The 23,028-nt window shown below is 65.2% G+C and carries 15 protein-coding genes; 6 read left to right on the top strand and 9 right to left on the bottom strand.

What is annotated here, in order from left to right; all coding sequences use genetic code 11:
* Positions 1 to 45: 45 nt before the first annotated feature.
* Complete coding sequence (locus KVF90_RS07650; RefSeq protein WP_264394254.1) at positions 46 to 1,434, top strand: PucC family protein; 1,389 nt, start codon at positions 46 to 48, stop codon at positions 1,432 to 1,434.
* A gap of 199 nt (positions 1,435 to 1,633) precedes the next feature.
* On the opposite strand, the gene KVF90_RS07645 is transcribed toward KVF90_RS07650, so the two are convergent.
* Positions 1,634 to 1,816 (bottom strand): light-harvesting protein, encoded by a 183-nt coding sequence (locus KVF90_RS07645; protein ID WP_264394253.1) that lies wholly within the window; start codon positions 1,814 to 1,816, stop codon positions 1,634 to 1,636.
* Positions 1,817 to 1,829: 13 nt separating this feature from the next.
* On the bottom strand, positions 1,830 to 1,985 hold the full coding sequence (locus tag KVF90_RS07640; RefSeq protein ID WP_264394252.1) for a light-harvesting protein: 156 nt from the start codon (positions 1,983 to 1,985) through the stop codon (positions 1,830 to 1,832).
* 536 nt (positions 1,986 to 2,521) lie between these two features.
* Between KVF90_RS07640 and KVF90_RS07635 the strand changes: the two genes are divergently transcribed.
* Complete coding sequence (locus KVF90_RS07635) at positions 2,522 to 3,040, top strand: DUF2853 family protein (RefSeq protein ID WP_264394251.1); 519 nt, start codon at positions 2,522 to 2,524, stop codon at positions 3,038 to 3,040.
* A 559-nt stretch (positions 3,041 to 3,599) separates the two neighbouring features.
* On the opposite strand, the gene KVF90_RS07630 is transcribed toward KVF90_RS07635, so the two are convergent.
* Positions 3,600 to 4,550 carry a tetratricopeptide repeat protein gene (locus KVF90_RS07630; protein WP_264394250.1) on the bottom strand — a complete coding sequence of 317 codons (951 nt, stop codon included), beginning with the start codon at positions 4,548 to 4,550 and terminating at the stop codon, positions 3,600 to 3,602.
* 120 nt (positions 4,551 to 4,670) lie between these two features.
* Here KVF90_RS07630 and KVF90_RS07625 point away from each other — a divergent pair, with 120 nt between their 5' ends.
* Genes KVF90_RS07625 through KVF90_RS07610 form a run of 4 tightly spaced genes read left to right on the top strand, consistent with a single transcriptional unit; the run spans position 4,671 to position 10,777 of the window.
* Positions 4,671 to 7,199: a cyclic nucleotide-binding domain-containing protein gene (locus KVF90_RS07625; RefSeq protein ID WP_264394249.1), complete on the top strand. Its 2,529-nt coding sequence runs from the start codon at positions 4,671 to 4,673 to the stop codon at positions 7,197 to 7,199.
* Positions 7,199 to 8,077 (top strand): hypothetical protein, encoded by an 879-nt coding sequence (locus KVF90_RS07620; protein ID WP_264394248.1) that lies wholly within the window; start codon positions 7,199 to 7,201, stop codon positions 8,075 to 8,077. Before KVF90_RS07625 ends, KVF90_RS07620 begins: the two co-directional genes overlap by 1 nt.
* Positions 8,078 to 8,087: 10 nt before the next feature.
* Positions 8,088 to 9,887, top strand: coding sequence for a cytochrome c3 family protein (locus tag KVF90_RS07615; RefSeq protein ID WP_264394247.1), 1,800 nt, complete (start codon positions 8,088 to 8,090; stop codon positions 9,885 to 9,887).
* A 2-nt stretch (positions 9,888 to 9,889) separates the two neighbouring features.
* Positions 9,890 to 10,777 carry a metallophosphoesterase gene (locus KVF90_RS07610; protein ID WP_264394246.1) on the top strand — a complete coding sequence of 296 codons (888 nt, stop codon included), beginning with the start codon at positions 9,890 to 9,892 and terminating at the stop codon, positions 10,775 to 10,777.
* Positions 10,778 to 10,780: 3 nt separating this feature from the next.
* On the opposite strand, the gene KVF90_RS07605 is transcribed toward KVF90_RS07610, so the two are convergent.
* The 6 genes from KVF90_RS07605 to KVF90_RS07580 all read right to left on the bottom strand — a co-directional run bounded on the left by KVF90_RS07605 (position 10,781) and on the right by KVF90_RS07580 (position 23,027).
* A complete protein-coding gene (locus tag KVF90_RS07605) occupies positions 10,781 to 14,890 on the bottom strand; it encodes a hypothetical protein (protein WP_264394245.1) in 4,110 nt (1,369 codons plus the stop codon).
* Positions 14,890 to 16,746 carry a hypothetical protein gene (locus tag KVF90_RS07600; RefSeq protein ID WP_264394244.1) on the bottom strand — a complete coding sequence of 619 codons (1,857 nt, stop codon included), beginning with the start codon at positions 16,744 to 16,746 and terminating at the stop codon, positions 14,890 to 14,892. The genes KVF90_RS07605 and KVF90_RS07600 overlap by 1 nt, the downstream gene beginning before the upstream one ends.
* Entirely contained in the window at positions 16,747 to 18,651 is a 1,905-nt protein-coding gene (locus tag KVF90_RS07595) for a heme-binding protein (RefSeq protein WP_264394243.1), read from the bottom strand. It lies immediately after the preceding gene.
* Between the two features lie 45 nt (positions 18,652 to 18,696).
* Entirely contained in the window at positions 18,697 to 20,085 is a 1,389-nt protein-coding gene (locus KVF90_RS07590) for a cytochrome c family protein (protein ID WP_264394242.1), read from the bottom strand.
* Positions 20,086 to 20,230: 145 nt separating this feature from the next.
* Positions 20,231 to 20,977 (bottom strand): hypothetical protein, encoded by a 747-nt coding sequence (locus KVF90_RS07585; protein ID WP_264394241.1) that lies wholly within the window; start codon positions 20,975 to 20,977, stop codon positions 20,231 to 20,233.
* Positions 20,964 to 23,027: an adenylate/guanylate cyclase domain-containing protein gene (locus KVF90_RS07580; RefSeq protein ID WP_264394240.1), complete on the bottom strand. Its 2,064-nt coding sequence runs from the start codon at positions 23,025 to 23,027 to the stop codon at positions 20,964 to 20,966. The genes KVF90_RS07585 and KVF90_RS07580 overlap by 14 nt, the downstream gene beginning before the upstream one ends.
* Position 23,028: the final 1 nt, after the last annotated feature.

The following is a 23,028-nucleotide window of genomic DNA, read 5'->3' as shown; positions in this document are numbered from 1 at the left end:
ATTCAAGGTCGAAAGCCCGTAGTGAATCGGTTTGACAAAAAGCTGATGTCGCTCTGGATGGGCTGGGGCAAGCGGCTGCTGCCGTTTGCCGATGCCGCCAGTGACGATCTGCCACTGTCTCGCCTGCTCAGGCTTTCGCTCATCCAGTTTTCGGTCGGAATATCGCTGACCCTTCTGGTCGGCACGCTCAATCGCGTGATGATCATCGAGCTTGAAGTGGCCTCGACGATTGTTGGCGTAATGCTCGCCCTGCCACTGCTGGTCGCCCCGTTTCGTGCGCTTATCGGCTTTCGTTCCGACACGCATCGTTCGGCGCTGGGCTGGCGCCGGGTGCCTTTCATCTTTCGCGGCACCATGATCCAGTTCGGCGGTCTGGCGCTGATGCCTTTTGCACTGCTGGTGCTCGGCGGTGCGCTGCAATCGGCGGCCTGGCCTTCATGGATCGGCCAGATCAGCGCGGCGGTGGCAATCCTGCTGGTCGGCGCGGGCGTGCATATCACGCAGACGGTCGGCCTTGCCCTTGCCACCGATCTGGCGCGCGAGGACCAGCAGGCCAATGTTGTCGGGCTGATGTATGTCAGCCTGCTGCTGGGATCGATTGTCTCCGCGCTGGCGTTCGGCGCCTTTCTCACCGATTTCACCCCCGGGCGGCTGATCCAGGTGATCCAGGGTTGCGCCGTGGTCACCGTGTTCCTGAACCTTGTCGCCACATGGAAGCAGGAGGCACTCAATTCGAGCCCGCCGCCAAGCGATCCGGCGGCCGTGACCGGGTCGTTCCGCCAAAGTTGGGACAGCTTCATCGTCCAGCGTCAGGCGCTGCGCCGCCTGATCGTGATCGGGATCGGGACGCTGGCCTTCACCATGTCGGATGTGCTGCTCGAGCCTTATGGCGGTCAGGCGCTCGGCCTCGGGGTGGGCATGACAACGCGGCTGACCGCGATTCTGGCGGGGGGCAGCCTGGTGGGCTTCACGATCGCATCGCAGATCCTCAGCCGGGGCAGCGATCCGGTCAGGCTGGCGGGGGCGGGCGCACTGATGGGCCTTCCCGGCTTTGCGATGATCATTGTCGCAGCGCCGATCCAATCGGTCTCGCTGTTTTCGGTCGGCGTCCTGTTGATCGGGTGCGGCGCCGGCCTGTTCGGCCACGGCACGCTGACCGCCACGATGCGCGATGCGCCAAAGGGGCAGGTCGGCATGGCGCTGGGGGCATGGGGCGCGGTTCAGGCAACGGCGGCCGGAGCAGGCGCGGCGATTGGCGGCGTGGTGCGCGACCTAGCCCGCGGCCTTGTGATCATGGAAGGATGGCCCCCGGCGATCTCCGGCTATGTTCTGGTCTATGTGCTGGAACTGGTCCTGCTGGCTGCGGCGCTGATCATCATGGTGCCGCTGCTGCACCGCCCGCAGGAACAGGCCGGGCTGCTGCCGCGCGTCTGAGCAATTCCGCCAATGCGTCTGAGGGCGCGCCGGTTGCGCGTTGTCTGGTCGGCTTCGGCTTCCGGCGGCACCCGTGTCTGCGGCACATAAAGAAAGACCCGGCGCTTGCGGGCCGGGTCTTTCCTATTGGGTGGTCCACACCGCCCTTGCGGACGGGATGGAATGTGCAGGCCTCAGGCACCTGCGGGCCTGCTGTGCCTTAGACAGCCGGTGCTGCAGCAGCCTCGGCAGTAACAGCGGCACCCTGCCAGAAATCAGCAAACCACGTCGTGTTGCTGAGAATGGAGTAATGGACCGCGAGCGACGCCAGCACCAGAACGAGGAACATGATCGGAATGATCACATTCGGGCTGACATAGAGGAAAATCCGACCTTCTTTCATCGTCTGGCCTCCCTTACTTGAGCCACGGCGTCAAAACGAACGCCAGAATGTGAGCGGCAACGGCGATGCCGAAGTAAATCCGCGTCCCCCATTTCAGCCCGTCGTTGATTTCCAGGGCCTGCGCTTCCGTCAGCCCTGTTGGGTAAACCATTGTGTCATCACCTGCCATGTGGCGAACCTCCTTGATCGGTTACGGCATTCGCGGAAACTCGGTAATGACCCCAGCCTTGTTCCCTTGGGATGCAATTAGCGTGGATGTGGAATTCTCCATGAACCGCATCAGGAAATAGCAAAATACGGCCATAGGCATCGAGTCGGGTAAGCGGCCTAATGCAGATTGAATGTTGCATTTTTCAGGACAAACGTCAACTTTGACTAACATATTTTGTTGTCAAGAAAAGTTGCCCAAGATTACGCATTCCCAAGGGGTCCTGGTCGATCCGGCGGTGGTCTCACGGGACGATCGGGAGTGGACGAGCGCCTGTCGGCGTTACGTTTTTATCAATCATCATGCGCTGCGCCAGACGATAGCCGGTCCGGCCGCAGGTTGGGCTGCAGCAAGCCGAGAGCGGAGCCCATCCGGGTCTCTGGCGATGCAGAATGAATGTGGAGGTGCGAGAAAGATTTGGGCTTGCACCCAACCTCTGCTAGAACGCCCGCGGGATCGACAACAATGGGCTCCTTAACGGAGCGAAGGAGGTCGATATGTCCAATGCAGCCCCAGCCATCGACTGGGCGGACGACGTCAAGCGCTATGTACCCAATGCCGATAACGATGTGATCGCCGGGATCGTGAGTCATAGTCTTGTTGCGCTGAAGACCCGCGACTCTGCGGTGGTGTCGTTCGGCAATCCGGCCGAAACGCGCCGCGTGCGCGAAAATTTCTGCAAGAAGACGCTCGGCCTGACCGATCCGGACGCCGTGCTCGACTCCGCCATCGGCGCAGTTGGCCAGCGGATGAGCGACTCTACCTCGCGGCACCGGGTGACGGCATATTACCTTCTTGCCGACCATTTCGACAAGCTGGGACAGTTCCGCGCGGCGCCGCCATCGGCCGAACCGGCCCGGCCTCTTGCGCCGTGGGCGGCGACCATGTTTGACGGCCCTCCACCGGGCACGGCCATCGGCGGCCCCAGCACCGATCTCAGGTTTGCGGCCTTGGCTGGTCTGAGCGGCGGGGTGCTGGCGCTGTTTGCAGCGATTGCAAATACTGCTGGTGGCTGACGCTTTGGTCGCAAATCGTCGTTGGCACCGACAGCGGCCGCCACGGCAGAACGGCCTCACCGACCGCTTCTGACCTCATGGCTCTGGAGAGAGTGCCAACGCACGGGCCGCGCTGTGTTTGCTTGACCTGTGGTACCGCTCGCGAACCCGCAGACCCGGCGGCGCCTTTGCGCTGATCGGGAACCGGGGCTGGTGCACTTGCCCTCGCCAATGGAGCGGCTCCACGGTGCGACCAAGGCGACTTCGATGGCCACGACCCGGATACGGTGGCCAGTGCCGAGCCATAGTTGCGAAATCTCGAATGCGACAAGCCCCACAAGCCAGGCGGGCACATCCTACCGTTGCCTCATGCCTCAGACACAGCGACCGGGTGAATCTGTGGCGACCTTGGGCTAATTCATGCCTCGATCAATGCTGCGGACATGGAAGCTGGGAACTTTGACAGGGTCAGAGCTTGGCTGGAGGCGTGACGGGCGGTTCGCGAAGCAGACATTCCGGAATCCGTCCACTTGCGGTCATTCACCACTGTCAGCCAAAAACCTGAAAGCCGCCGCTTACCCTAGCTGATCCCCAGCGCCGCCGCCTGCGCCCGCAAGTCCGCCGCGCTGCCCGGATTGGCCTTCACGGCCGCGTCCAGCGCCGCCTTGGCCTTGGCGGGCTCGCCCAGCGTCATGCGGCTGCGCATCAGCATCACCCAGCCATCGAGGTTCTTCGGTTCCTTCTGAAGCCGTTCTTCGAGCTGCGCGACCATGCCTTCGGCCATCTGGCGCTGCTCTGACGGTTTCATCGCGCCCGCCGCGGCCACGTCAGCCGCGCTCGGCCCGCGCAGGGTGGAGGACGCTGCTTCCCCCGCGACGCTGCCCGATCCGGGCGCGATCAGTGCAGGCTTGCGGGCCGCTTGCGCCTTGGCAATGCGCGGGGCGACATCGATTGCGTTCATCTGCCCGACCTGCTCGATCGTGCGCACCAGATCGGCCTCCCACGGCGCGCCCTGCGGGCTGTCGGCCAGCAGATCGAGCCACGCGGCAATCGCGCCCTCGTGGTCCTTGTCGATGTCCTTCTTGGCCGCGAGGAAATACCGCGCGCGCGGATCATCCGCGTCGAGAGCAACCGCCTTCTGGAACGCCTGCAAAGCCTCGGGCGGGAGCGGGTCGCGCTCGCTCGCCAGCACCAGGCTTTCGCCCAGCGCCGACCACAGCACCGCCTCGTCCGGCGCGATAGCCAGCGCGCGGCGATAGGCGGTGGCCGCCTCGCCGAACTGGCCCTGCTGGAAATAGGCAAAGGCAAGGTCGCTCCATGGCCCGGCATCGTCCTTCGACGCCTCGGCCGCGGCGCGCAATTGCTCGATCGTGGCCGTGCCATCACCCGGCACGGCAGAGGCGGCATCGCCCCCCGAACCTTCGTAGACATTATACCCGATCGAGCCTGCCGCCAGCAGCAATGCCCCGCCCAGCAGGAACCAGCCCGCCTTTGATGATCCGCCCTTGGGCGCCTGTTCCCCTAGTCCCATATGCCAAGGGCTAGCACCCCCGGCAGGACGGGGCAATTCGCTCTGGTGTCAGAGGCCGATTGGGGTATGGTGCGGGCCGGGGTGCGATCTATCCGAAGGGGGGGTGGATAGGCGGACGGCATGTTCAAGGTTGCGATCATAGGCTCCGGGCCTGCGGGCCTCAGTGCAGCTGCGCGTGCGGCGGCATCGGGGTTGAGCCATGTGCTGCTCGAAAAGACCGATCACCTCTCTGACACGATCTACAAGTACCAGAAGGGCAAGCACGTCATGGCGACGCCCAGCAATCTGGTGCTGCGCAGCGATATCGATTTCGAGGCAGGCAAGCGCGAGGCGATCCTCGGGATTTGGGACGAGCAGATCGAAGGCCACAAGGTCAATGTGAAATACATGGCCGAGGCAAAGGCGATCCGCGGCACCGGCGACCCGATCCCCGGCAGCATCCAGCAGATCGTGGTGCGCGCGCGCGATGGCACCAAATCGGTGCGCGAGATCCAGCGCTGCGCCCCGCCCTATGCCATCGAACTGACCAATGGCGAGGTGGTGATGGCGGAAAACGTCATCCTCGCCATCGGCACGCAGGGCAATCCCAACCGGATGCGCTGCCCCGGCGCAGACCTGCCGCACGTCCAGTACCAGCTGGATGATCCGGCCGAGTATGTCGACGAGCATATCGTCATCGTCGGCACCGGGGATGCGGGGATCGAGAACGCGCGCGGCCTCGCCGAAGACCCGGCGCAGCGCAACACCGTCTCGATCCTCAACCGCGGCACCGAATTCCCGACCGCCAAGGACGCCAACGTCAAGGCGCTGAACGCCGATCACGAGGCGGGCAAGCTCACCATCCGCACCGAGAGCGAGACCAAGTCGATCGAGCCCGGCTTCATCACGCTGACCACCCGCGACGGGGAACTGCGCATCCCCTGCGACCGGATCATCGCCCGCATCGGCTCTGCCCCGCCGCGCGCCTTTGTCGAAGAATGCGGGATCGAATTCACCAGCGAGGATCGCGGCGCCTTCCCCAAGCTTTCCCCCGTGTTCGAAAGCACCGCGCCCGGCATCTTCGTGATCGGCGCGCTGGCGGGCTATCCGCTGATCAAGCATTGCATGAACCAGGGCCACGACGTCATCGAGTTCATCAACGGCAATACCGACCTCAAGCCTGCCGACGAGCCGATCATCGCCGCCAAATTTGCAGGATTGCCGGGCAATCGCAGCACCGAGGAATGGCTCGAATTCCTGCGCGCCAAGGTCGGCATCCTGAACGGCATGAATCCCTTGCAGATGCGCGAGTTCATGCTCGATTCCGAGGCGAAGTTCTTCAGCCCGGGCGAGGTGATCTTTGAACGCAATGCGCCCGGATCATCACTGTTCGGCATCGCCAGCGGATCGGTCGCGGTGGAGGTCAATCCGGCTGATCCTTCGATCACCATCCCCATCGAGGCAGGATCGATCTTCGGCGAGGTGGGCCTCATCTCCGGCCGCAGGCGCGGGGCGACGATCCGCGCGGCGGAAGACACCATCGTGGTCGAAATCTCGCGCCTTGCCGCGCTGAAGCTGCAATCGCAGGTGCCGAGCGCCAAGGCCGCGATCCAGCGCATTTCGATCGAGCGCCAATTGCTCCAGATGTTCGGATCGGGCCTCACCCGCGATGATATCGCCCCGCTGGTGGAGACCGCCAAGGTCGAGGAAAAGCGCGCGGGCGAGGTGGTCGTCACCGAAGGCGCGGACGACAAGGACGTGTTCATCATCCGGCGCGGGTCAATGATCGTCGAAAAGGCGATTGGCGAACGCCCGGTGTTCCTGTCCTACCTGCCCGCCGGGTCCTATTTTGGCGAAATGGCGGTGATCGACGGCAGCTTGCGCACCGCCACAGTCAAGGCCGCGATCAAATCCGAAGTGATCCGTCTGCCGGGGGAAGGTTTCCTCGACCTGCTGGCGAAGAACCCTGCCCTGCGCGAACGGGCAATGACCGACATGGCAGGCCGCCGCGCTACCAATGCCTTCATCGAAGGGCAGAAGGACAACTTCTCGGGCGCGGTCGATCTCTATTCCAAGACCGCGCAGTTCCTCGTCGACAACGGCATCGGCGAAGCGACCGACGTGCTGCTGATCGACGAGAAACTGTGCATCGGCTGCGACAATTGCGAAAAGGCCTGCGCCGACAGCCACGACGGCCTTTCACGATTGGACCGCGAGGCGGGCAAGACCTACGCCCACCTCCACGTGCCGACGTCATGCCGCCATTGCGAACACCCGCACTGCATGGCCGATTGCCCGCCCAACGCGATCAAGCGCGGGCCGGACGGCGAAGTGTTCATCGATGAAACCTGCATCGGCTGCGGCAATTGCCAGCGCAACTGCCCCTACGGCGTGATCCGCATGGATGCGAAGCCGCCCAAGAAGCCGAGCCTGCTGCAATGGATGCTATTCGGCAGCGGCCCAGGCCCGGGCGAGGCGCCCTATGGCTGGCGCAAGAAGGCCGCCGAAAAGGAAGGCGGACAGAAGGCCAAGCAAGCGATCAAGTGCGATATGTGCTCGGGCATCGACGGCGGCCCGGCCTGCGTGCGTGCCTGCCCTACTGGCGCTGCGATCCGCGTGGCGCCTGACAAGTTCCTGACCTTCACCAAGCTGACCGAAGGGCCTGAGTGATGGCGACGAAAGCGGCCGGAAAAGCGGGGGGCACCGGCAGGTTCACGCAGGATGAAAAGCGGCGCGATTCCGACCATGTCAGCTTTCTGAAGCATCGTGGCTTTCGCTGGCTGTGGATCGCGCTGGCGCTCAGCGGCGCGTCCATCGCAGGCTACGCCCTGATCGACCAGCAACCGCGCCCCAACGGCGGGACGTGGTATGGCTATACGCTCGGCACGATTGGCCTTGGCCTGATCCTGTGGCTGTCCTTGCTGGGGGTGAGGAAGCGGCGCATCAATCCGGGCGCGTGGAGCCTGAAGGCGTGGACCTCGGCCCATGTTTACCTCGGCCTGTCGCTTGTGGTGGTGGGCACGTTGCACACCGGCTTTCAGATCGGCTGGAACGTCCACACGCTCGCCTATGTGCTGATGCTGCTGGTAATCGCGACCGGTATTTACGGCGTGGTGGTCTATGCAACCCTCCCCGCCAGCCTGTCAGCCAACCGCAAGGAAATGACACGCGCGCAGATGCTCGACGCGCTGACCGCGATTGATCGCCAGCTGGAAAGCGCCGCGCAGCCGCTTGCCCGCGCCGAGTCCGATCTGGTGATTGCGGCGCTGGCGCAGGATATCTTCCACGGCGGGCCGATTGCACGGTTGACGGGACGCTATCGCGGCTGCGCCACGGCGCGGGCGCTGGCAGGCATGGGCGGCGGGTCAGAGGCGGAGGCGCGCGTGACCGCGCTATTGGAAAGGCGGCGCGACCAGCTTGCCCAGATCCGCGGGGCCTTGCGCATCAGGGCGATGCTGGAAGTGTGGCTGTTCATCCACATCCCCCTCACCATCGCCCTGATCGCCTCGCTCGCCGCGCATGTCATCAGCGTGTTCTACTACTGGTGAGGGGCGGACGATGGCATTCCTGATCCGCACCATCGATTTCACCGCCGCCGGGCGCGAGATCATCCGCGACCGGGTGGTGGATCAGGCCAGCCTCACCATCGGCCGGGCGGCGGAATGCGACATTCATCTGCCCGATCTGGCGGTTGAGCAGCGTCACGTGCGGATCGACCTTGCAGGCGATGGCACACTTTCGGTCGCCGCCTTGGGCACCTTGGGATTTGCGCTTGATGGCCGGGCGGTCAACCAAGGCTCCGTCGATCCGCGCACCGGGGGCGAGATTGCGCTGGGCGCAGCGCGGCTGGCCATCGCGCGCGAAGATGATGGCAAAACCTCCATCACTATCCGCCAGATTGTCGCCGACGAGGGCAAGGGGGATGCGCTGCGCGGCTTCGCGCTGGCCAGTGTGCTGCCGTCCAAGCGGGCGATGAGCTGGGTGTTGGCCGGGGCGATCCTGCTGCTCTTGCTGCTGGTGCCCGTCGCCAGCCATCTGCTGCGAACACCTGCCAAGCCCGATCCGACCGGCAAGACCGCCGGCACCGTGCTGATGGACAGCGCCTGGACCTCGGGCGAGCTATCGCTCAAGCACCATACGCTCGAGAACAATTGCGAAAGCTGCCACGTCAACGCCTTTGAAAGCGTGCAGGATGAAACCTGCGTCAGCTGCCACAAGGACACCGGCGATCACGCGCCGATGGGCCGCCTCGACAAGGGCAGCCCCGCGCTGTCGCCCGGTGACGCGGTGCAATGGAAGATCGCCGAAGGCTTCGGCAAGGAAGGCCCGCTCGGCTGCGTCTCCTGCCATTCCGAACACGAAGGCCCGGTCCGCACGGCCGCGGGCGGCGAGGCCTTCTGCTCCGATTGCCACAAGACCCTCGACACCCGCCTGACCGACACCGCGCTCGCCAATGCACATGATTTCGGCAAGGCGCACCCGCAGTTCCGCCCGATCTACTTCGCCAGCTTCGGCGCGGCCAAGCCGGTGCGCGCAGCTCCGGGCGGCAAGCCGGTCGAACGCTCGGGCCTCAAGTTCCCGCACGACGTCCACATGAACGCGCGCGGGGGCGCGGCACGGATGGCCATATCCCTCCCGCAATATGGCAACCCCCTCGAATGCAAGGATTGCCACAGCCTCACCCCTGACCGCATCGGGTTCAAGGAGGTGAAGATGGAAGACGCGTGCGAAGGTTGCCACAGCCTTGTTTCCGGTCGCACCGCCGGGGGCGGGTTCAGCAAGCTGCGCCACGGCGATGTGAAGGACCTGGCTGAAGATCTCGCCCGGATCAGCACCGGCCCGCGCAGCCCTGTCGGTCCCGCACGCCAACGCCCCGGCCAGCTGGGCAGCGCCGCGACGCCCTATCGCGCGGATTTCGGTCGTCCGGTGCGCGCCTATATCGGTCTCTCCAACGCGCTCAGCGTCGGCGGGGTGTGCACCGAGTGCCACCTGCCCACCACCGGCCCCACCGGGCAAGCCGATCTGATGCCGGTGAACCTGCCCGACCGCTTCCTGTCGAGCGGCTATTTCAATCACGAGGCGCACAAGAAGGAAAAGTGCACCGATTGCCACGCGGCCGACACCTCCAGGGTGGCGAGCGACCTGCTGATCCCCGATCTCAAGAGCTGCCGCGAATGCCATCTTGGCGCGGCGGCGGTGAAGACCAAAAAGATCGTGCCATCCGACTGCGCGATGTGTCACGCCTATCACCTGCCCGCCGGGCAATGGTCGCCCAAGGGGGCCGCGCCGCATTACAAGCCGCCGCCGCCTCCCGCCAAAACGACAGTTGCGGCCAAACTTGCACAGGCTAAACCATAGTCATGGACGGGGGCGCTTCTTCCACGGGCCGCGCGGTGCTGATCGCGCAAATGACCGATATTCACGTCGGCTTTGCTCCTAAAGAGCACCCCGAGGAATTGAACCTCACCCGCTTCCGCGCGACCTTGCAACGATTGATCCATGGCCCGAATCGGCCCGATATGCTGGTACTGTCGGGCGACATCACCGATCACGGCGATGCGGAAAGCTTTGCCAAGACCGTCGCTTTGCTGGCCGAATGTCCTTTCCCGATCCTGCCGATGGTCGGCAATCACGATAGCCGCGAAGGTCTGCTGGGCGCGTTCCCGCAGGTCGTGCCAGCCGAGGACGGCTTCCTGCACTATGTGATCGAAGCTGGGATGGGCCTGCGGGTGATCTGTCTCGACACGCTGGAGGACGGCCGCCACGGCGGGGCCTTCTGCGAGGTACGCGCGCGCTGGCTGGCCACGCGGCTGGCCGAAGCGCCCGATACCCCGACGGTGATCTTTATGCATCACCCGCCGGTGGTCGCCGGGATTGACTGGATGGACCCCGCGCCGCGCGAACCGTGGATGGAGCAGCTTCGCGAGGTGCTGGAGGGGCAATCCCAGGTGCAGGCGATCCATTGCGGGCACCTCCACCGCCCGATCACCACGCGGTTTGCGGGTATCCCGCTCGGCGTCACGCCCTCGGTTGCGCCGCTGGTGGCGATGGACCTGACCCCGATTGACCAGAACATGCCGGACAACCGCGAGCTGATCACCACCGAACCGCCGACCTATGCGCTGCACCGCTGGGACGGGCAGAACCTTGTCTCGCACTACGAGCGCGTGGGCGACTGGGAGGTGCTGGCGCGCTTCCACGCGGGGCTGCAACCGATGATCGAGGGCATGTTCGCCGAACGGGAGTAAGTCCTACTTCCGCGCCGCCCGTTGCCCGCCCTGCGGCGCCACCCCTACCCAGCGCTTCATGTCGACATCATCGCTGACCTTCCACGGCACGCCGCTGCGGGTCATGAACAGCTGCTCCATCTCGCTGCGGGTAAAGGGCCGTGAGCCGAGCCTGCCGAACACCGCCATCTGCCCGCCGGTCTCGTCCACCGCGCGGTCGCGGTCGAGGCCCTTTGACAGGGCGATGGCGGGGGTCGGCGTCCTGGCCCAGGCGATCAGCTCAGGGATAGGCGCGGGGCTGAAGCCGTAGAAATTGCGCTGACTGTCAGGGCTGGTGAGTTGCAGGACCTTCATCCCGTTGCGCCCGTCCGCCACGTAAGCGAACAGCGATGCATTGGTGGAAGCGACGATCACATCCTCGGCATCGTTGAGTGTCCCGCCCAATGTGACCTTCTGGTAGACCTTGGGCGCGCGCGGGTTGGTGATGTTGAGGATCACCAGCCCATCACCCTTGGCCGCGACATAGGCATAGGTGCGCGCGATATACAGCCGCCGCGCATCGGCCAGCGGCACCGCCCCCTCGGGCACGGGCTGCGGATCGCGCAGCGAGGTGATGTCGAACAGCTTCACCCCGTCCGCGTCGGTGACCCACAGATACCGGAACTGCACCGCGCTCGCCCGCGCATCGCGAAGCTCGCGCACCGCTGCCAGTTTCGGCGTATCGGGATCGGCGAGATCGACCACCACCAAGCCGCGGTCCGCTGTGATATAGGCAACCGCGCCCGCCAGCACGATGTGCCGCGCGCCGGTCAGCACCCCGCCGTGGTTCCACGCGGTGGAGCCGTCAGCAAACACCTTGCGGGTCAGCTTGTTGTTGCGGAATTCGCCGTCCGCCAGCGTGTTGACGTTTACAAGGATCAGGCCCTCCACCGCATCGGTCACCGCCGCATAATTGTAGATCGGCAGGAACGGCTGTTCCTGATTCATCTCGCGCATTTCGGGCGTGCTGCGGGTCGGCGCGATCGGCTGATTGGTGGGCAGCGCCATGCAGGTCGCGTTGGCGGTCTTCACATTGGTATCATGCCCCAAAGCAGAGAACGGCCCCTTGAGGATACGCTCGGACGTGCCCTTGTTGGCGATGCTCGCCACGTCATAGGCGGTGAAGCCGTCCTTGCCGCCGGCGACGAACATGTATTCGCCGCGCACTTGCAGGCAGCCGACCCTGTCAGATGTGCCTTCGTGGACATTGGCGAATTCTTCGAGCGGTTGCGTCTCGCCCGACAGCTTCTTGTCGAAGGTTTTGCCGCGCACCCAGTTCTTCAGCTCTCGCCCGTTCTGGTCGACATGGAGCCCCCAGTAATCAGGATAGGCATAGCGGTGGAGGTATGACCCGATCACCGCCTGCGGTTCGTCATATTCGGTGACGCGAGTTGCCTGAAAACCACCCTCAAGACCCGTCCAAGCATTCAGCCCGACGAAGTTGACGTAATTGGTGCCGAGCAGCAGCAGCTGCGCCATGATCGCGTTGTTATCGTCCTTGGCGCTGAGGTGGCAATCGGTGCAGGTCTTGGTCTCGGTCTTGCGCACCGTGTGCGGGAAATGCGGCGCAAAGGCCTGTGACGAGAAGCCGATGGAACTGATCGGCGGCTGCTGCACATAGATGCGTTCGCGGTTGATATTGGTGGAGGACAGCACCAGCGCCGAGGACGAGCGCACCGGGGCGGTCTGGTTGCCCTTGGTGGTCTGGTGCTTGCCCAGCTGGAACATCTCGTCGCGCGCGACCTGCGGGTTGTAGGTGGCAAAGTTCCTCGTCTCGCCGCCTTCGTAGCGGTGGGTCGCGGTCTTCCAGTTCGCCTCGATCGGCAAGTGGCACCCGCCGCAGCTGGTGGTCCATGACAGGTGGCAGGTGAAGCACGCCATCTCCGGATCGCGGTGCGCCCGGTCATCGGCGGCGATGCCGGTGCCGAATTCGAAATTGCCGGTTTCCGCCCCGTAGCGGCTGACCAGCTTGGCCCGCGCGGCCTTGGCGTTGAAGGTGGGTGTTGCGGGATCGACCGAGTCCTTGACGAGGCTCATCTCCCATTCAAGGCTCGGGTCGACGATCGATCGCTGGACGAGTTTTCGCCTGCCATCCGCGCCTTCGCTCCATTCGAAGCGGCGCTTGCCGTCGGGATTGCGCAGCAGGGCGAGGTCGTGGCCTTCCGGCGGCGCGGCGGGGCCGCTGGTGCGCAGGGTGGGATAGGCATCGGACGTGCCATGGCAGTCCTTGCAGGTGATCTCGATTGCGTTGGCAACCTCGCCGTAGATGAGGCCGTTGCCGTGGCTGTCCTGTTCGAAATGGCAATCGGCGCACTGCATCCCGATTTCGGCATGGATGTCCATCATGTGGACAGCCTTGCCCGGATTGGTTCCGGCCGGAACGAACTTGCCCTCGCCCTCGCGCCGCCATTTCTCCGGATCGTCCGGATCCACGATTGCGCCCTCGGCATCGAGCAGATTGCCTTCGCGGTCCCGCTTGAAGATCGCGCGGAAGTTCCAGCCGTGGCCGTGATAGTCGGCGAACTGGGTGTCCTTCAGGGTCGGGTTCAGATCATAGACGTTGCGCAGGAAATCGACGTCGCCCCACAGGCCCTTGGGCGCGGCGCCTTCGGGGTTGCGGTCGGTGATTTCGCGCACTTCGGCAGCGGTGGGGTATTTCTGCTGTTTGGGCCACATCGCGGGCGCATCGGACTCGTAGTCCCACATGGTGTAGCCGAGGAACGAGTTCAGGAAGATGTTGGGCTGGTGCATGTGGCAGTTCATGCACTGGCTGGTGGGGATCGCGCGGGTGAAGACGTGGCTGAGCGGGTGGCCGCTTTCCTTCACCTGCCCGTCCGGGGTGGTGAGGGCGCCGTCGTCCTTTTTGCCATGGCTGTGCCCGTCATCTTCCTTGTGCCCCGGATGCTTGACGGCGCCATGCTTTTCCTCGCCGTAACCGGCGGCGTGCTCGACCTTCCCTGCAATCGTCGGATCGACCGTCATGGTCTGCCCGTCACGGCCAAATTGCGCGTAGGTCAGCGAATGGCGCGGCTCGCGGTCATTGGCGTAGACCACGTGGCAGCTGGCGCAGCCGGAATGGCGGTAATCGCCCGGCTGGTCATTCGTCCCCATGAACCAGGTGAAGGGATCGTTGAGGCGGGTCTTGTGGATATTGAGCGCGGGGATCGCGACGCGCAGGCCTGTGCCGGGGCCGCGGTTCGATTGCTTCAGGTCAGGCCGCCCGGGTTCCTCAAGGCGCTGGATCGAGCCGGTCGGGTTGGGCAGGCCGATTTCCGGGAACTGGGAATTGATCGTGCGCCCGCCGCGTTCAAACACGCGGAACACATCGCCCGGCGGGATCACGTGCCAGGTGGGCAGCGGATACATCTCGGCCAGCACGCCGCGCGCCACCTGATCATCCGAGAGCTTGCCCCCCGGCCCCGCGCCCGGCGTGGTGATCTTCGCAGGCAGGCCATCGCGGGTATAGGCCTCGCCCAGCAGGTAGTTCTTGAAGGGCAGGATCCCGTTATTGTAGCTCGCCCCGCCCCACAGCATCGCGCCCGTCGCCATGATCGATCGTTCCGTCGCCTCGATCGCGCCCACGTGGCACGATCCGCAGGCCTCGCGCGCGACGCGGTAATCGGACGGGTTGATGAACTTCACGAACTCCGGCGCTTCCTTGTTGAGGAGCGCATAGGACCGCTTGGGGTTGGCCGAGGAAGGGAAGTGCCAGCTGCCGGGATATTTGGGCAGCACGTGGGCGGTGTCACGGGCAGCGACGTAATCGGGATGATCGTGCGGCAGTTCGGAATTGCCGCGCACCTGCGGATTGCCGCCGTGGCAGTCGGTGCAGCCAAGCCGCACAGCGGGCGAGACATGCATGGTCGGCGCGTCGGTCTTGATATGGCAGGTGTTGCAGCCTTCGGACTTCGCATCCATTTCCGCGACCGATTGCCGTTGCGGCGCAGGCGGGGCGAAGACGGCGCTGTAATCGCGCTTGACCGGCTTTTCCTTGTCCGCCGCCATCGGGCTTCCTGCGAACAGGGCAATGGCAAGCACCAGCGCAGCTGCCAGCAGCACGATGTGACGGATGAAGGTTCGGCCGAGGTCAAGCATCAGTAGGTCAGCACCACGTTGGCGAGGATCGAGACGAACTCCTGTCCGCCGCCGCGCGTGGCGAACAGGTCTTGGAAACCGTCGCCCGCCAGCAGCGTGGCGGCGGACAGGCGGAAGACGAGGTTCTGGTTCGCCTTGGGCCGCCAGATCGCCGCGGCCGACAGATCAAAGCCGATCTCGCGCGGGATCGAACCTTCGTTCCGCAGCACCTGAAGTGTCGACGTATCCTCGAACCACAGGTGGTTGGCGTTGGCCGAAAGCCGGAACTGCGGCGTCAGGTCAAAGTCCGCGCCGATGCCGGTAAGGATCAGGCCGGGATTGTTGAAATTGCTCTGCCCCTGTTCCTTGGAGGAACGCAGCGAATTGAGCAGGCCGTTGCGCCCGTTGATGCTGACCGCACGCCCGCCGCCTGCGAAGGGAATGGTCTGGCGGATCCAGTAGGAGGTATCCGCGCCCGCAAAGACCGGGTTCTCGAAGATCGCGTCGAACCCGCCTTCGGTGTCGTCATAGGGATCGCTGTCGCCGCTGGCGTAGGCGGCAGACAGACGGAAGCGCATCCAGTTTCGGTCATAGCTCGCCTCGACCGCGGCGAACTGCGCGTTGATATTGGCCGGGCGGTCGGTGAAGAAGCTGTTCCGGTCCTCGCCCAGCGCCCAGTAGAAAGAACCCGTCAGGTTTACCCGGCCCAGCCGCCCATCCATGTTGTAGCCGAGATAGACCACGTCATATTCGCGCCCCCGCAGCGTGCCCAGCAAGGCCGGGCGCACGGGGAAGCCGTTATCGTCGATCTCGATATCGTCGGCTTCGCGGTTCATGTTGTAGACCACGGTGAACTGGCTGGTCAGCGCCGGGATCAGAAAATCCTGCCGGTAGGCATTGGCGACGAACACGAAATCATCGCGCAGCGGCTTGGTAATCGCGTTGAGGCCGCTGTTGGTGTCCTTCTCCAGCCGCCAGAACGCGCCGAGGTTGAACTGGAAGCGGTTGTTGTCACGCGATCCGAACAGGCGCACGCCCAGCTGCTGGTCATTGAACAGGAACCCGCGAAAATCGGACTGGAAGGGTTGGATCCCTGCGCGGATCGAGATGAAATCGAACCGGTCATTGTCGAACTGGCTGAAGTGGTAATCGACGAAGGCTTCCTGCACCCCGAGGAAATGGTCGAGCCGGTGGCTGGGGCGCGAAGGTTCGACAAACAGCACGCGGCGTTCGGGCACATCGACATAATTGACGTTGTAGGCCAGCGTGACGCGGTATTCGATGGTCGGCGGCTTGAAGGTGGTCGAACCTTTCAGCAGCGCGAAACCGGCGATGAAGGTCTGGCTGAAGACCTGGCTGAAGTCGTTCCCGAACACGTCGTTGCGGTCAGGGTCTTCGGTGGTCTGCACGCCTACAGGGATCGGGAAGGTGCGCGGTTCGTAGACGCTGTCGGAGATCAGATTGGCGACGAAGAACCAGTCGTCGCCCGTGATCGGCAGCCACGGCACTTTTGCCGGGTTGATCGGGCGATCACCCTTGTAGGTGTTCTGGTTATAGGGATCTAGCAGGTTCTCCTTCACCAGTCCGAGGCTTTCGATCAGCCGCCAGCGATCGGGAATGGGGAGCTGGTCGGTGGGGAAGGCTTCCGGCGGCGGTGCGCGGATCGCTCCTTCATTGCGCTGTTCGATCCGGTCCGGCAGCGGGGCGGTATAGCCGGGACGCTGGCGGCCTTCGATGATGGCGGGATCGACGGGAGGAATGTCCTGCTCCCAGTCCTGCGGCGCGGCCTCCTCGCCCGGCGGCGGCGTAACCGGCGGCTGCACGGCCTCGGGCGGAGGCGCTTGAAGCAGCAGCAGCGCAGGCAGCAGCAGGGCCATCTACAGCCCCTCGCACACGTTCTGCGCCGCCGTATCGAGGAACGGGGCAAAGGGGCAGCCGACATAACGCAGGCGCACCTGCCGCGAGCCGACCTGCACCACAATCCGGTCCGAACGGGCCGCAGCGGGCGCATTGCCGATCCCGCCAACCCGCGCGCCCGCATTGTTGAGGCCGAGGAAGCTGATCATGTCATCCTGATCGATCCCGTCGCCCGACACGCCGATCGCGCCCACCAGCGTGTTGCCGCGATAGACGGGCACTGATCCGGGGAATATCTGCATGCCGTTGGCAAGTCGCGGATTGCCGCCCGCCACTCCCGGCAGCCCCGTGCAGGCGCGCGGCGTATCCGATGCGCTTGCCCCCGTCACAAAGGCGAGGTGCTGGGCCAGATTACCGACCACCAGCGCCGATTGCAGGCCGGTCGAAAACGGGCTGAACTGCCGGATCGGGCGCGACAGCGGGCCATTGGGCTGGCCCACTTCGCCATCGGGGAAATAGGGCCGGGACAGGTTGCCGACAGCGCGATCAGAAAAGGCGATGGCGCCAGTCAGCGCATTGGGATCGGCAAGGAAGCTGCGGGTGCGGGCCACGAACTGCGGCACCTCTCCGGGGGCGGCCAGCAACTCGTTTGCGGCGAAAGGCCCGGACAGGAAATTGGCGGTGCGCGCCTTTTGCAAGCTGACATCGATCCCGAAGACCGGCGCATCGGGGGATCGCACCAGCCCCAACACGCTGCCGCGCGTATCGACAAGGCTGATCGTCACCTGCGCGCGGCTGTCCAATGGCTGGCGGATCTGCGCCCGCGCGCGGCTCATGACCGTGAAGGCTTCTTCAAGGATCGCGCGGGCCTCGGCAGCGGTCAGCGGCGCGGCCACCTCGGCTGCATCCGTGCCGCCGCGCAAGGGATAGCGGTTCGTCCCCGCCCCGTTCGACAGCACGAAGGCATCGCGATTGGCGAATTCCGCCGCGGTCGAAGCGCGCACGCCCGAGGCTTCGGTGCCGTAGATCGCGCCCGAAAGCAGCCCTGCGCCGGTGAAATAGCCCGCCACCGGAACCAGCGTGCCGGCGGTGCCGGCGAAGCTTGCGCCTGCCACATTGCCGATCTGCGGATATTCAACGTCGGTATAGCGCAGCGAAGTGCCATCGGCGGTGATCCGGTCTGCGCGGATTGCCACCGGCGCCTCGAAGCCGACCGTGCCTGCCAGCGCTATTGCCTCGTCAAGATCAGTGTCACGGTCGAGCACATTGGGATCAAAGCCGTAGACCCCGTCGGCGATCACTCCGATGCCGCCCACCACCACGCCGTTCTGATAGAGCGGAAAGCCCCCCGGATCAGCCGCCAGACCGAGCGGTGAACGCTTGGGTCCGATCAACCCGTCGCTCGCCCGCGCGGCAAGATCGGAACAGGGCAGCTGGCTGAACTGCACACCGAACAACGGGCCGCTTTCCAGACCGGCGGTGGTTGGCGCGGGCGGGAAATGTTCCTGCACGATGAAGCTCGCCGTGCGGGTGGAGAAGGCATTGCCGCTGCTCGACAGATAGGCCCCGGTGATAGCCTTGGCGATAGCGGCCCCGGCGCCGGGAATGGTCAGCCCCTGCGCATCGTTGTTGCTGCCGTCGGGCGCTGACGGAATGCGCGCGGTTGCCGCTGCCCCGGGCATGGCGAAGACGGCAAGGACATTGCCCACCCGGTCCGTCACCGCGATGGTCGCCGCCGCGCCGCGCGCGCGGGCTTCTGCGGCGGCCTGCGCGATCACCGTGCCGACTTCGGCGCTCGACAGGCTTTCAGCGGCAGGAACAGCGAAGACCTGACCGGCGGGCGGCGGGGTAGGCGTCGGGGTCGGTCCGGGACTGCCGGTTGCGCCACCGGAGGACGTGCCGCCGCCCCCGCAGGAGGCGAGCACGAGTGCGCTTGCCGCGATCCAGAATGTCCCCCCCCTTGCGCATGGCTATTGCAACCTGCCGATCGCGCCCGAGGCCGATTTGAGAGCGCTGCGGAAATCGGCGGGGCGGTAGGCATTGGGCTCCTCCACCGCCTTGTAAGCCCGCGCGATATCCCCCCTGATCCCGGCAGCTGCGCCCTGCGTCACCCGGCCCTCGCGCACCAGCACATTGAGCAGTGTGTCCACCGCCATCACCGCCTGCACCGATCCGGCATAGTCGGTGAAGCGCGGCGCGGTCGCCTCGCCCGCGATGATCGCAATGATCCTGAAGGCGTCGGCATTGCCATAGGCCCGGCCCGACAGCGCATCCGACAGAGCCCCCGCGCGCGCCGCAAGCGCCTGCGCGGCGGCGCGCGTTTCGGCGGGGCCTTGGCCCATCGCCTTGTGGAAGTCGCGCGCGGCGGTCTGATAGGCTCCCGCCTCTCCCGGCACCAGCGCGCCCGCCACGGCCGAGAGCATGATCATGTTCTCGTCATTGAAAGGCGGGTTGCCGAACGGGATCGGGCGTCCCGGATTGGTCTCGAAGGTCAGCTTACGGCTCGGCCCGTCGGTGATGGTGCGGTGGCACGAGTGGCAATCGAGGAAGGTGAACTGCGGAAAGGCGCCCTCGTAAGCGAACTTGGGCTGTGCGAACAGGCTGGTCGCACGGCGGACCGCTTCGGCCTGGCCCACCGCCCAGAAGCGCACCGAGTCAGGGGCGCCCTTGCGCGCAACATAGTCGGCATCAATGTTGTGGTGCTGCTGGAGCGCGCTGAACAGATCAAGCTCGAAGGAGATGCGCGGGTGACCCGCCGCCATCATCGCATGGGTTACAAACTGGCCGGGCTTCGACGATCCGTAATGGCAATCGAGGCACACGCCCGCGCGCGCCTTGGGATTGTCGAGCGGGGTGAGACCCGCCGCAATGTTCGAGTCATGGGTGGCAGGCAGCGCATAGTGTTCCGCCAGCCATGTCCCTCCCGAAGGCCCGTGGCAGCTCTCGCACCCGACCCCGTCGGTGAGCGTGAACTTCGCCCCGCGCTGGCCCGCCGGGGCATTGGTGGCATGGCAGCCGAGGCAGGCCGGCGCGCTCTGTGCATTGCCGAGCCCGAGGCTCGCGGCGATTTGCTGACCGCGCCGTCCGCCCAGCACCGCATAGGCCCTGCTATGCGCGCCAGCGGGGGAGGAAGGCTCCTGCCAGGTGGCGATTTCGTCCTGCCGCACGACTGCGCCATTGCCCTCGGCCCGGCCATGGCAGGTCGATCCAGCGCAGCTTGCCACGCCTTCGAAAGTGCCGTTGCCGATCGCGCTGGACGCCGGATACAACGCGGCGAGCGCCAAAACGGCGATCGTGCGCAAGGCACCGCGAGGCAACGCCTGCGCGCCTGTGATTACCTCCGCCCAAAATCGCCTCATCCGATCCCCCCTCGAGATGCTGCTTCCACGAACCGACCCCCGCGCTCTTGTCCCAAGCTTGGGGCTGCGATGCAACAGACAATCGGTGCGCTGCACCGCCCCGCGCACCGACGTTAGAGCACCGCCACGCACTCCGGCCCGGCGATCAGCCTCCGCTCGCCTCTGCCGAAGCCTCCAGGCTTGATGCCAGCGCTTCAAGCTGCACCGTGCAGCCCTTGGCAATCAGCGCTTCTGCGAGCGCATCGGGCGCGGCATAATCCTCGGCCAGCAGCACGAAATTGATATGCGCCGTGGTGGCGCCGTCAGGCGCGGTGACCATGTATTGCCCGGCCTCGGTGATCGGCAGGCGTGCAGGGTCTAGCGCGGCGACGGTCACCGTATCATCGAAGGTTACCTCCGCCTGCGCCGATCCGGCGTGATCGGTGATGGAATAGGTGCTGGTCCCCTCGGTCCCCGGACGCCACAGACGCACTGTCGCAAGGTCGTAGAGGCAGATCGTGCCCGAACGCGTCACATCGACATACCACAGGCTGGGGTTGGTCGGATTGTCATCGCCCTCGCCGCGCACGGCCCCGGTGCGCACACGGGTGGCGGCGCGCTTGCGGGTCAATGAAGCGAAGCGGTCTGCCGCAACCTGCGGGCGATCCCCGACGCGGAACGTGCCAGCGCCCTTGATGACGCGCGTCCCCTCGGCCGTCAGCACAGTCACCACATCGCCTGCCTTGAGGCTGATCGAGGCATTGTCGTCAAGCTTGGTGCCAACGGGATATTTCGTTGCCGATGGCCCGGTCGATTTGACCACCACCCCGGCCATCGCCGCCAGTGGCAAAGCCAGCGCCGCACCAGCCAGAGCGATCGCGCCGAGCCGTGCCTTGATTTTATCCGAGAACATAGGTTCCTCCATCGTCCATTTCGTTCATCCGCCGCGCAAGATTGCGCAGCGCTGAATCCTGAGGGTGTCTTTGTGCGATCTGCTCTGCCAGCAGCCGCGCGGCGGCGCGGTCGGTCGCGGCCAGCGCGCAGGCGTGCGCCAGGGCAGCGCGGTCATCCGCATGGAAATCCGGGGCGGGTTCGAACAGATCGACCGCCTGCGCTCGCCCGCGCAACTGTACCCGGCCCATCGGGCGCCACCAATCGAGGCCCGAGGCTTCGGCAAACTCCCGGCTGGCCATCACGCTGGAATCGAGCGCCTTGTTGGCCGCTTCCAGCCGCGCGGCGGTGTTCATCGAATCGCCTAGGGCCGTGTACTGGATGCGGGTCGCACCGCCGAAATTGCCGATCACCGCCTCGCCATGATGCAAACCGACGCGGGTCTTGCCGATTGGCGGGAGGTCTGCATCCATCGCCGCAACCTCGCGCCGGAAGGACTCGCCTGCCTGCCACATGGCATAGCCCGCCCGCGCGGCGCGGGCGCCATCATCCGGGCGGGCGATCGGCGCCCCCCAGAAAGCGACCACCGCATCGCCCACGAATTTGTCGATCACCCCGCCATGGTCGAGCACCACCTGGCTCAGCAGATCGAGATAGCGGTTGAGCAGCTTCGCCACCATTTCCGGCGGGATCGCGTGGCTCATCTTGGTGAAGCCTTCAAGGTCGCTGAACAGCACGAAGATTTCGCGCTTCTCGCCGCCCAGATTGAGCAGTTCGGGCTTGTCGATGATCGCCTGGGCAATGTCGCGCGGGATATATTTGCCCAGCGCCCCGGTGGCGAAATTGCGCCGCACTGCGCTCGATGCGCGCGCTGTCGATGTGACCGCACCGAAGACAATGATCCACCCGACCAACCCGCCGACCGCCGGCAATCCGTAGGTATCGATATTGCGGGCCTGCAACAGAAACGGCATGCCCTGAAAGAACATGAGCTGCGCCACACCAAACAGCGCCAGCCACCGCGCGGGCCATTCGAGCAGTGCGGTCACTACCCCGGCAAGTATCGCCAGAACCGCCATAGCCCAGATCACCCAGCCCGGAACCGGAGTGAGAACGCGGTCATCGAGCATCTGGGAAATGATCTCGGCATGGACGGAGATCCCGGCGGGCACTTCGCCGTTGATCGAGGTGAAAGTCGTCTCGACCCGGTCATAGTCGACGATATCCCCGCCGATCAGGATATACTTGCCGGCATACTGTTCCTTGAGGAAGGGCAGGATTTCCGGGTCGGGATTCACGAACAGATCGATCTGGGCCGGAGGGAACAGCACCGAATCCTGGAACTTGGGCCGCCGGTAATCAATCGAGCCCCGGTAATCGGCAAAGGCGGTGGCCGGCTCGCCCGCATCGGCCAGCATCGCGCGCCCGAGCAGCGGCGGCAGGCCATCGCGGTTGTCGGGCCACAGCCGGGTCGCACCAAAGGTGTTATCGAGCCGGATGCTGGCCGGGCGCGCCTTGCTCCCCTTCAGCCGCGCCATGAACTGGTCGAGATATTGCTGCTGTTCCCACTCGATGTCGTCCGGGTTGGTCGCCTTGGCGGCATAGGCGACCGCGACCGGGGTCTTCATCTCGCGCAGCGTGGTGATCAGCTCCTCGTCCTCGTCCTGCGGCTGATCGAACAGGATGTCGATCCCGATCGCCTTGGGCTCCATCGCGTCGAGCGTGCGCAGGGCCTTGGCCAGCAGCCCCCGGTCGAGCGGCGAGCGTTTGCGTGCGGCGATCAGGGTCTGATCGGTATAGACGACCAGCACCACCCGCTTGTCTTCCTCGACCAGGTCGGCGGCGTAGTAGGCGCGCAGATCGTAGAGCGCGCGCTCCGCCTCGCCGGTCAGCGGCGTGGGCACGGCGCCATCGGGCAGAACCCAGCTGTAGCGCGCGATGAACAGCCCCACGCAGACGAGCATGACGGTCAGGGCCAGCTGGACGGTGCCCGCCTCGCGCACATGGCGCCAGCCGCGCGTCAGCCAGCCGAAGCGAGGGCCCTTACCGGCGGCGGCCGCTCCCTCCTGCATC

This window comes from Porphyrobacter sp. ULC335 (genome assembly GCF_025917005.1).
Lineage (GTDB): Bacteria > Pseudomonadota > Alphaproteobacteria > Sphingomonadales > Sphingomonadaceae > Erythrobacter.
The sequence above is the reverse complement of the archived record's forward strand: the minus strand, read 5'-3'. Positions and strand labels throughout refer to the sequence as shown.

Bases quoted from the DNA above. Each gene is read 5' to 3' on its own strand.
- KVF90_RS07605 (WP_264394245.1), bottom strand. From the start codon at position 14,890: ATGCTTGACCTCGGCCGAACCTTCATCCGTCACATCGTGCTGCTGGCA.
- KVF90_RS07645 (WP_264394253.1), bottom strand. From the start codon at position 1,816: ATGAAAGAAGGTCGGATTTTCCTCTATGTCAGCCCGAATGTGATCATT.
- KVF90_RS07630 (WP_264394250.1), bottom strand. From the start codon at position 4,550: ATGGGACTAGGGGAACAGGCGCCCAAGGGCGGATCATCAAAGGCGGGC.
- KVF90_RS07610 (WP_264394246.1), top strand. From the start codon at position 9,890: ATGGACGGGGGCGCTTCTTCCACGGGCCGCGCGGTGCTGATCGCGCAA.
- KVF90_RS07590 (WP_264394242.1), bottom strand. From the start codon at position 20,085: ATGAGGCGATTTTGGGCGGAGGTAATCACAGGCGCGCAGGCGTTGCCT.
- KVF90_RS07615 (WP_264394247.1), top strand. From the start codon at position 8,088: ATGGCATTCCTGATCCGCACCATCGATTTCACCGCCGCCGGGCGCGAG.
- KVF90_RS07580 (WP_264394240.1), bottom strand. From the start codon at position 23,027: ATGCAGGAGGGAGCGGCCGCCGCCGGTAAGGGCCCTCGCTTCGGCTGG.
- KVF90_RS07585 (WP_264394241.1), bottom strand. From the start codon at position 20,977: ATGTTCTCGGATAAAATCAAGGCACGGCTCGGCGCGATCGCTCTGGCT.
- KVF90_RS07620 (WP_264394248.1), top strand. From the start codon at position 7,199: ATGGCGACGAAAGCGGCCGGAAAAGCGGGGGGCACCGGCAGGTTCACG.
- KVF90_RS07650 (WP_264394254.1), top strand. From the start codon at position 46: ATGTCGCTCTGGATGGGCTGGGGCAAGCGGCTGCTGCCGTTTGCCGAT.
- KVF90_RS07640 (WP_264394252.1), bottom strand. From the start codon at position 1,985: ATGGCAGGTGATGACACAATGGTTTACCCAACAGGGCTGACGGAAGCG.
- KVF90_RS07635 (WP_264394251.1), top strand. From the start codon at position 2,522: ATGTCCAATGCAGCCCCAGCCATCGACTGGGCGGACGACGTCAAGCGC.
- KVF90_RS07600 (WP_264394244.1), bottom strand. From the start codon at position 16,746: ATGGCCCTGCTGCTGCCTGCGCTGCTGCTGCTTCAAGCGCCTCCGCCC.
- KVF90_RS07625 (WP_264394249.1), top strand. From the start codon at position 4,671: ATGTTCAAGGTTGCGATCATAGGCTCCGGGCCTGCGGGCCTCAGTGCA.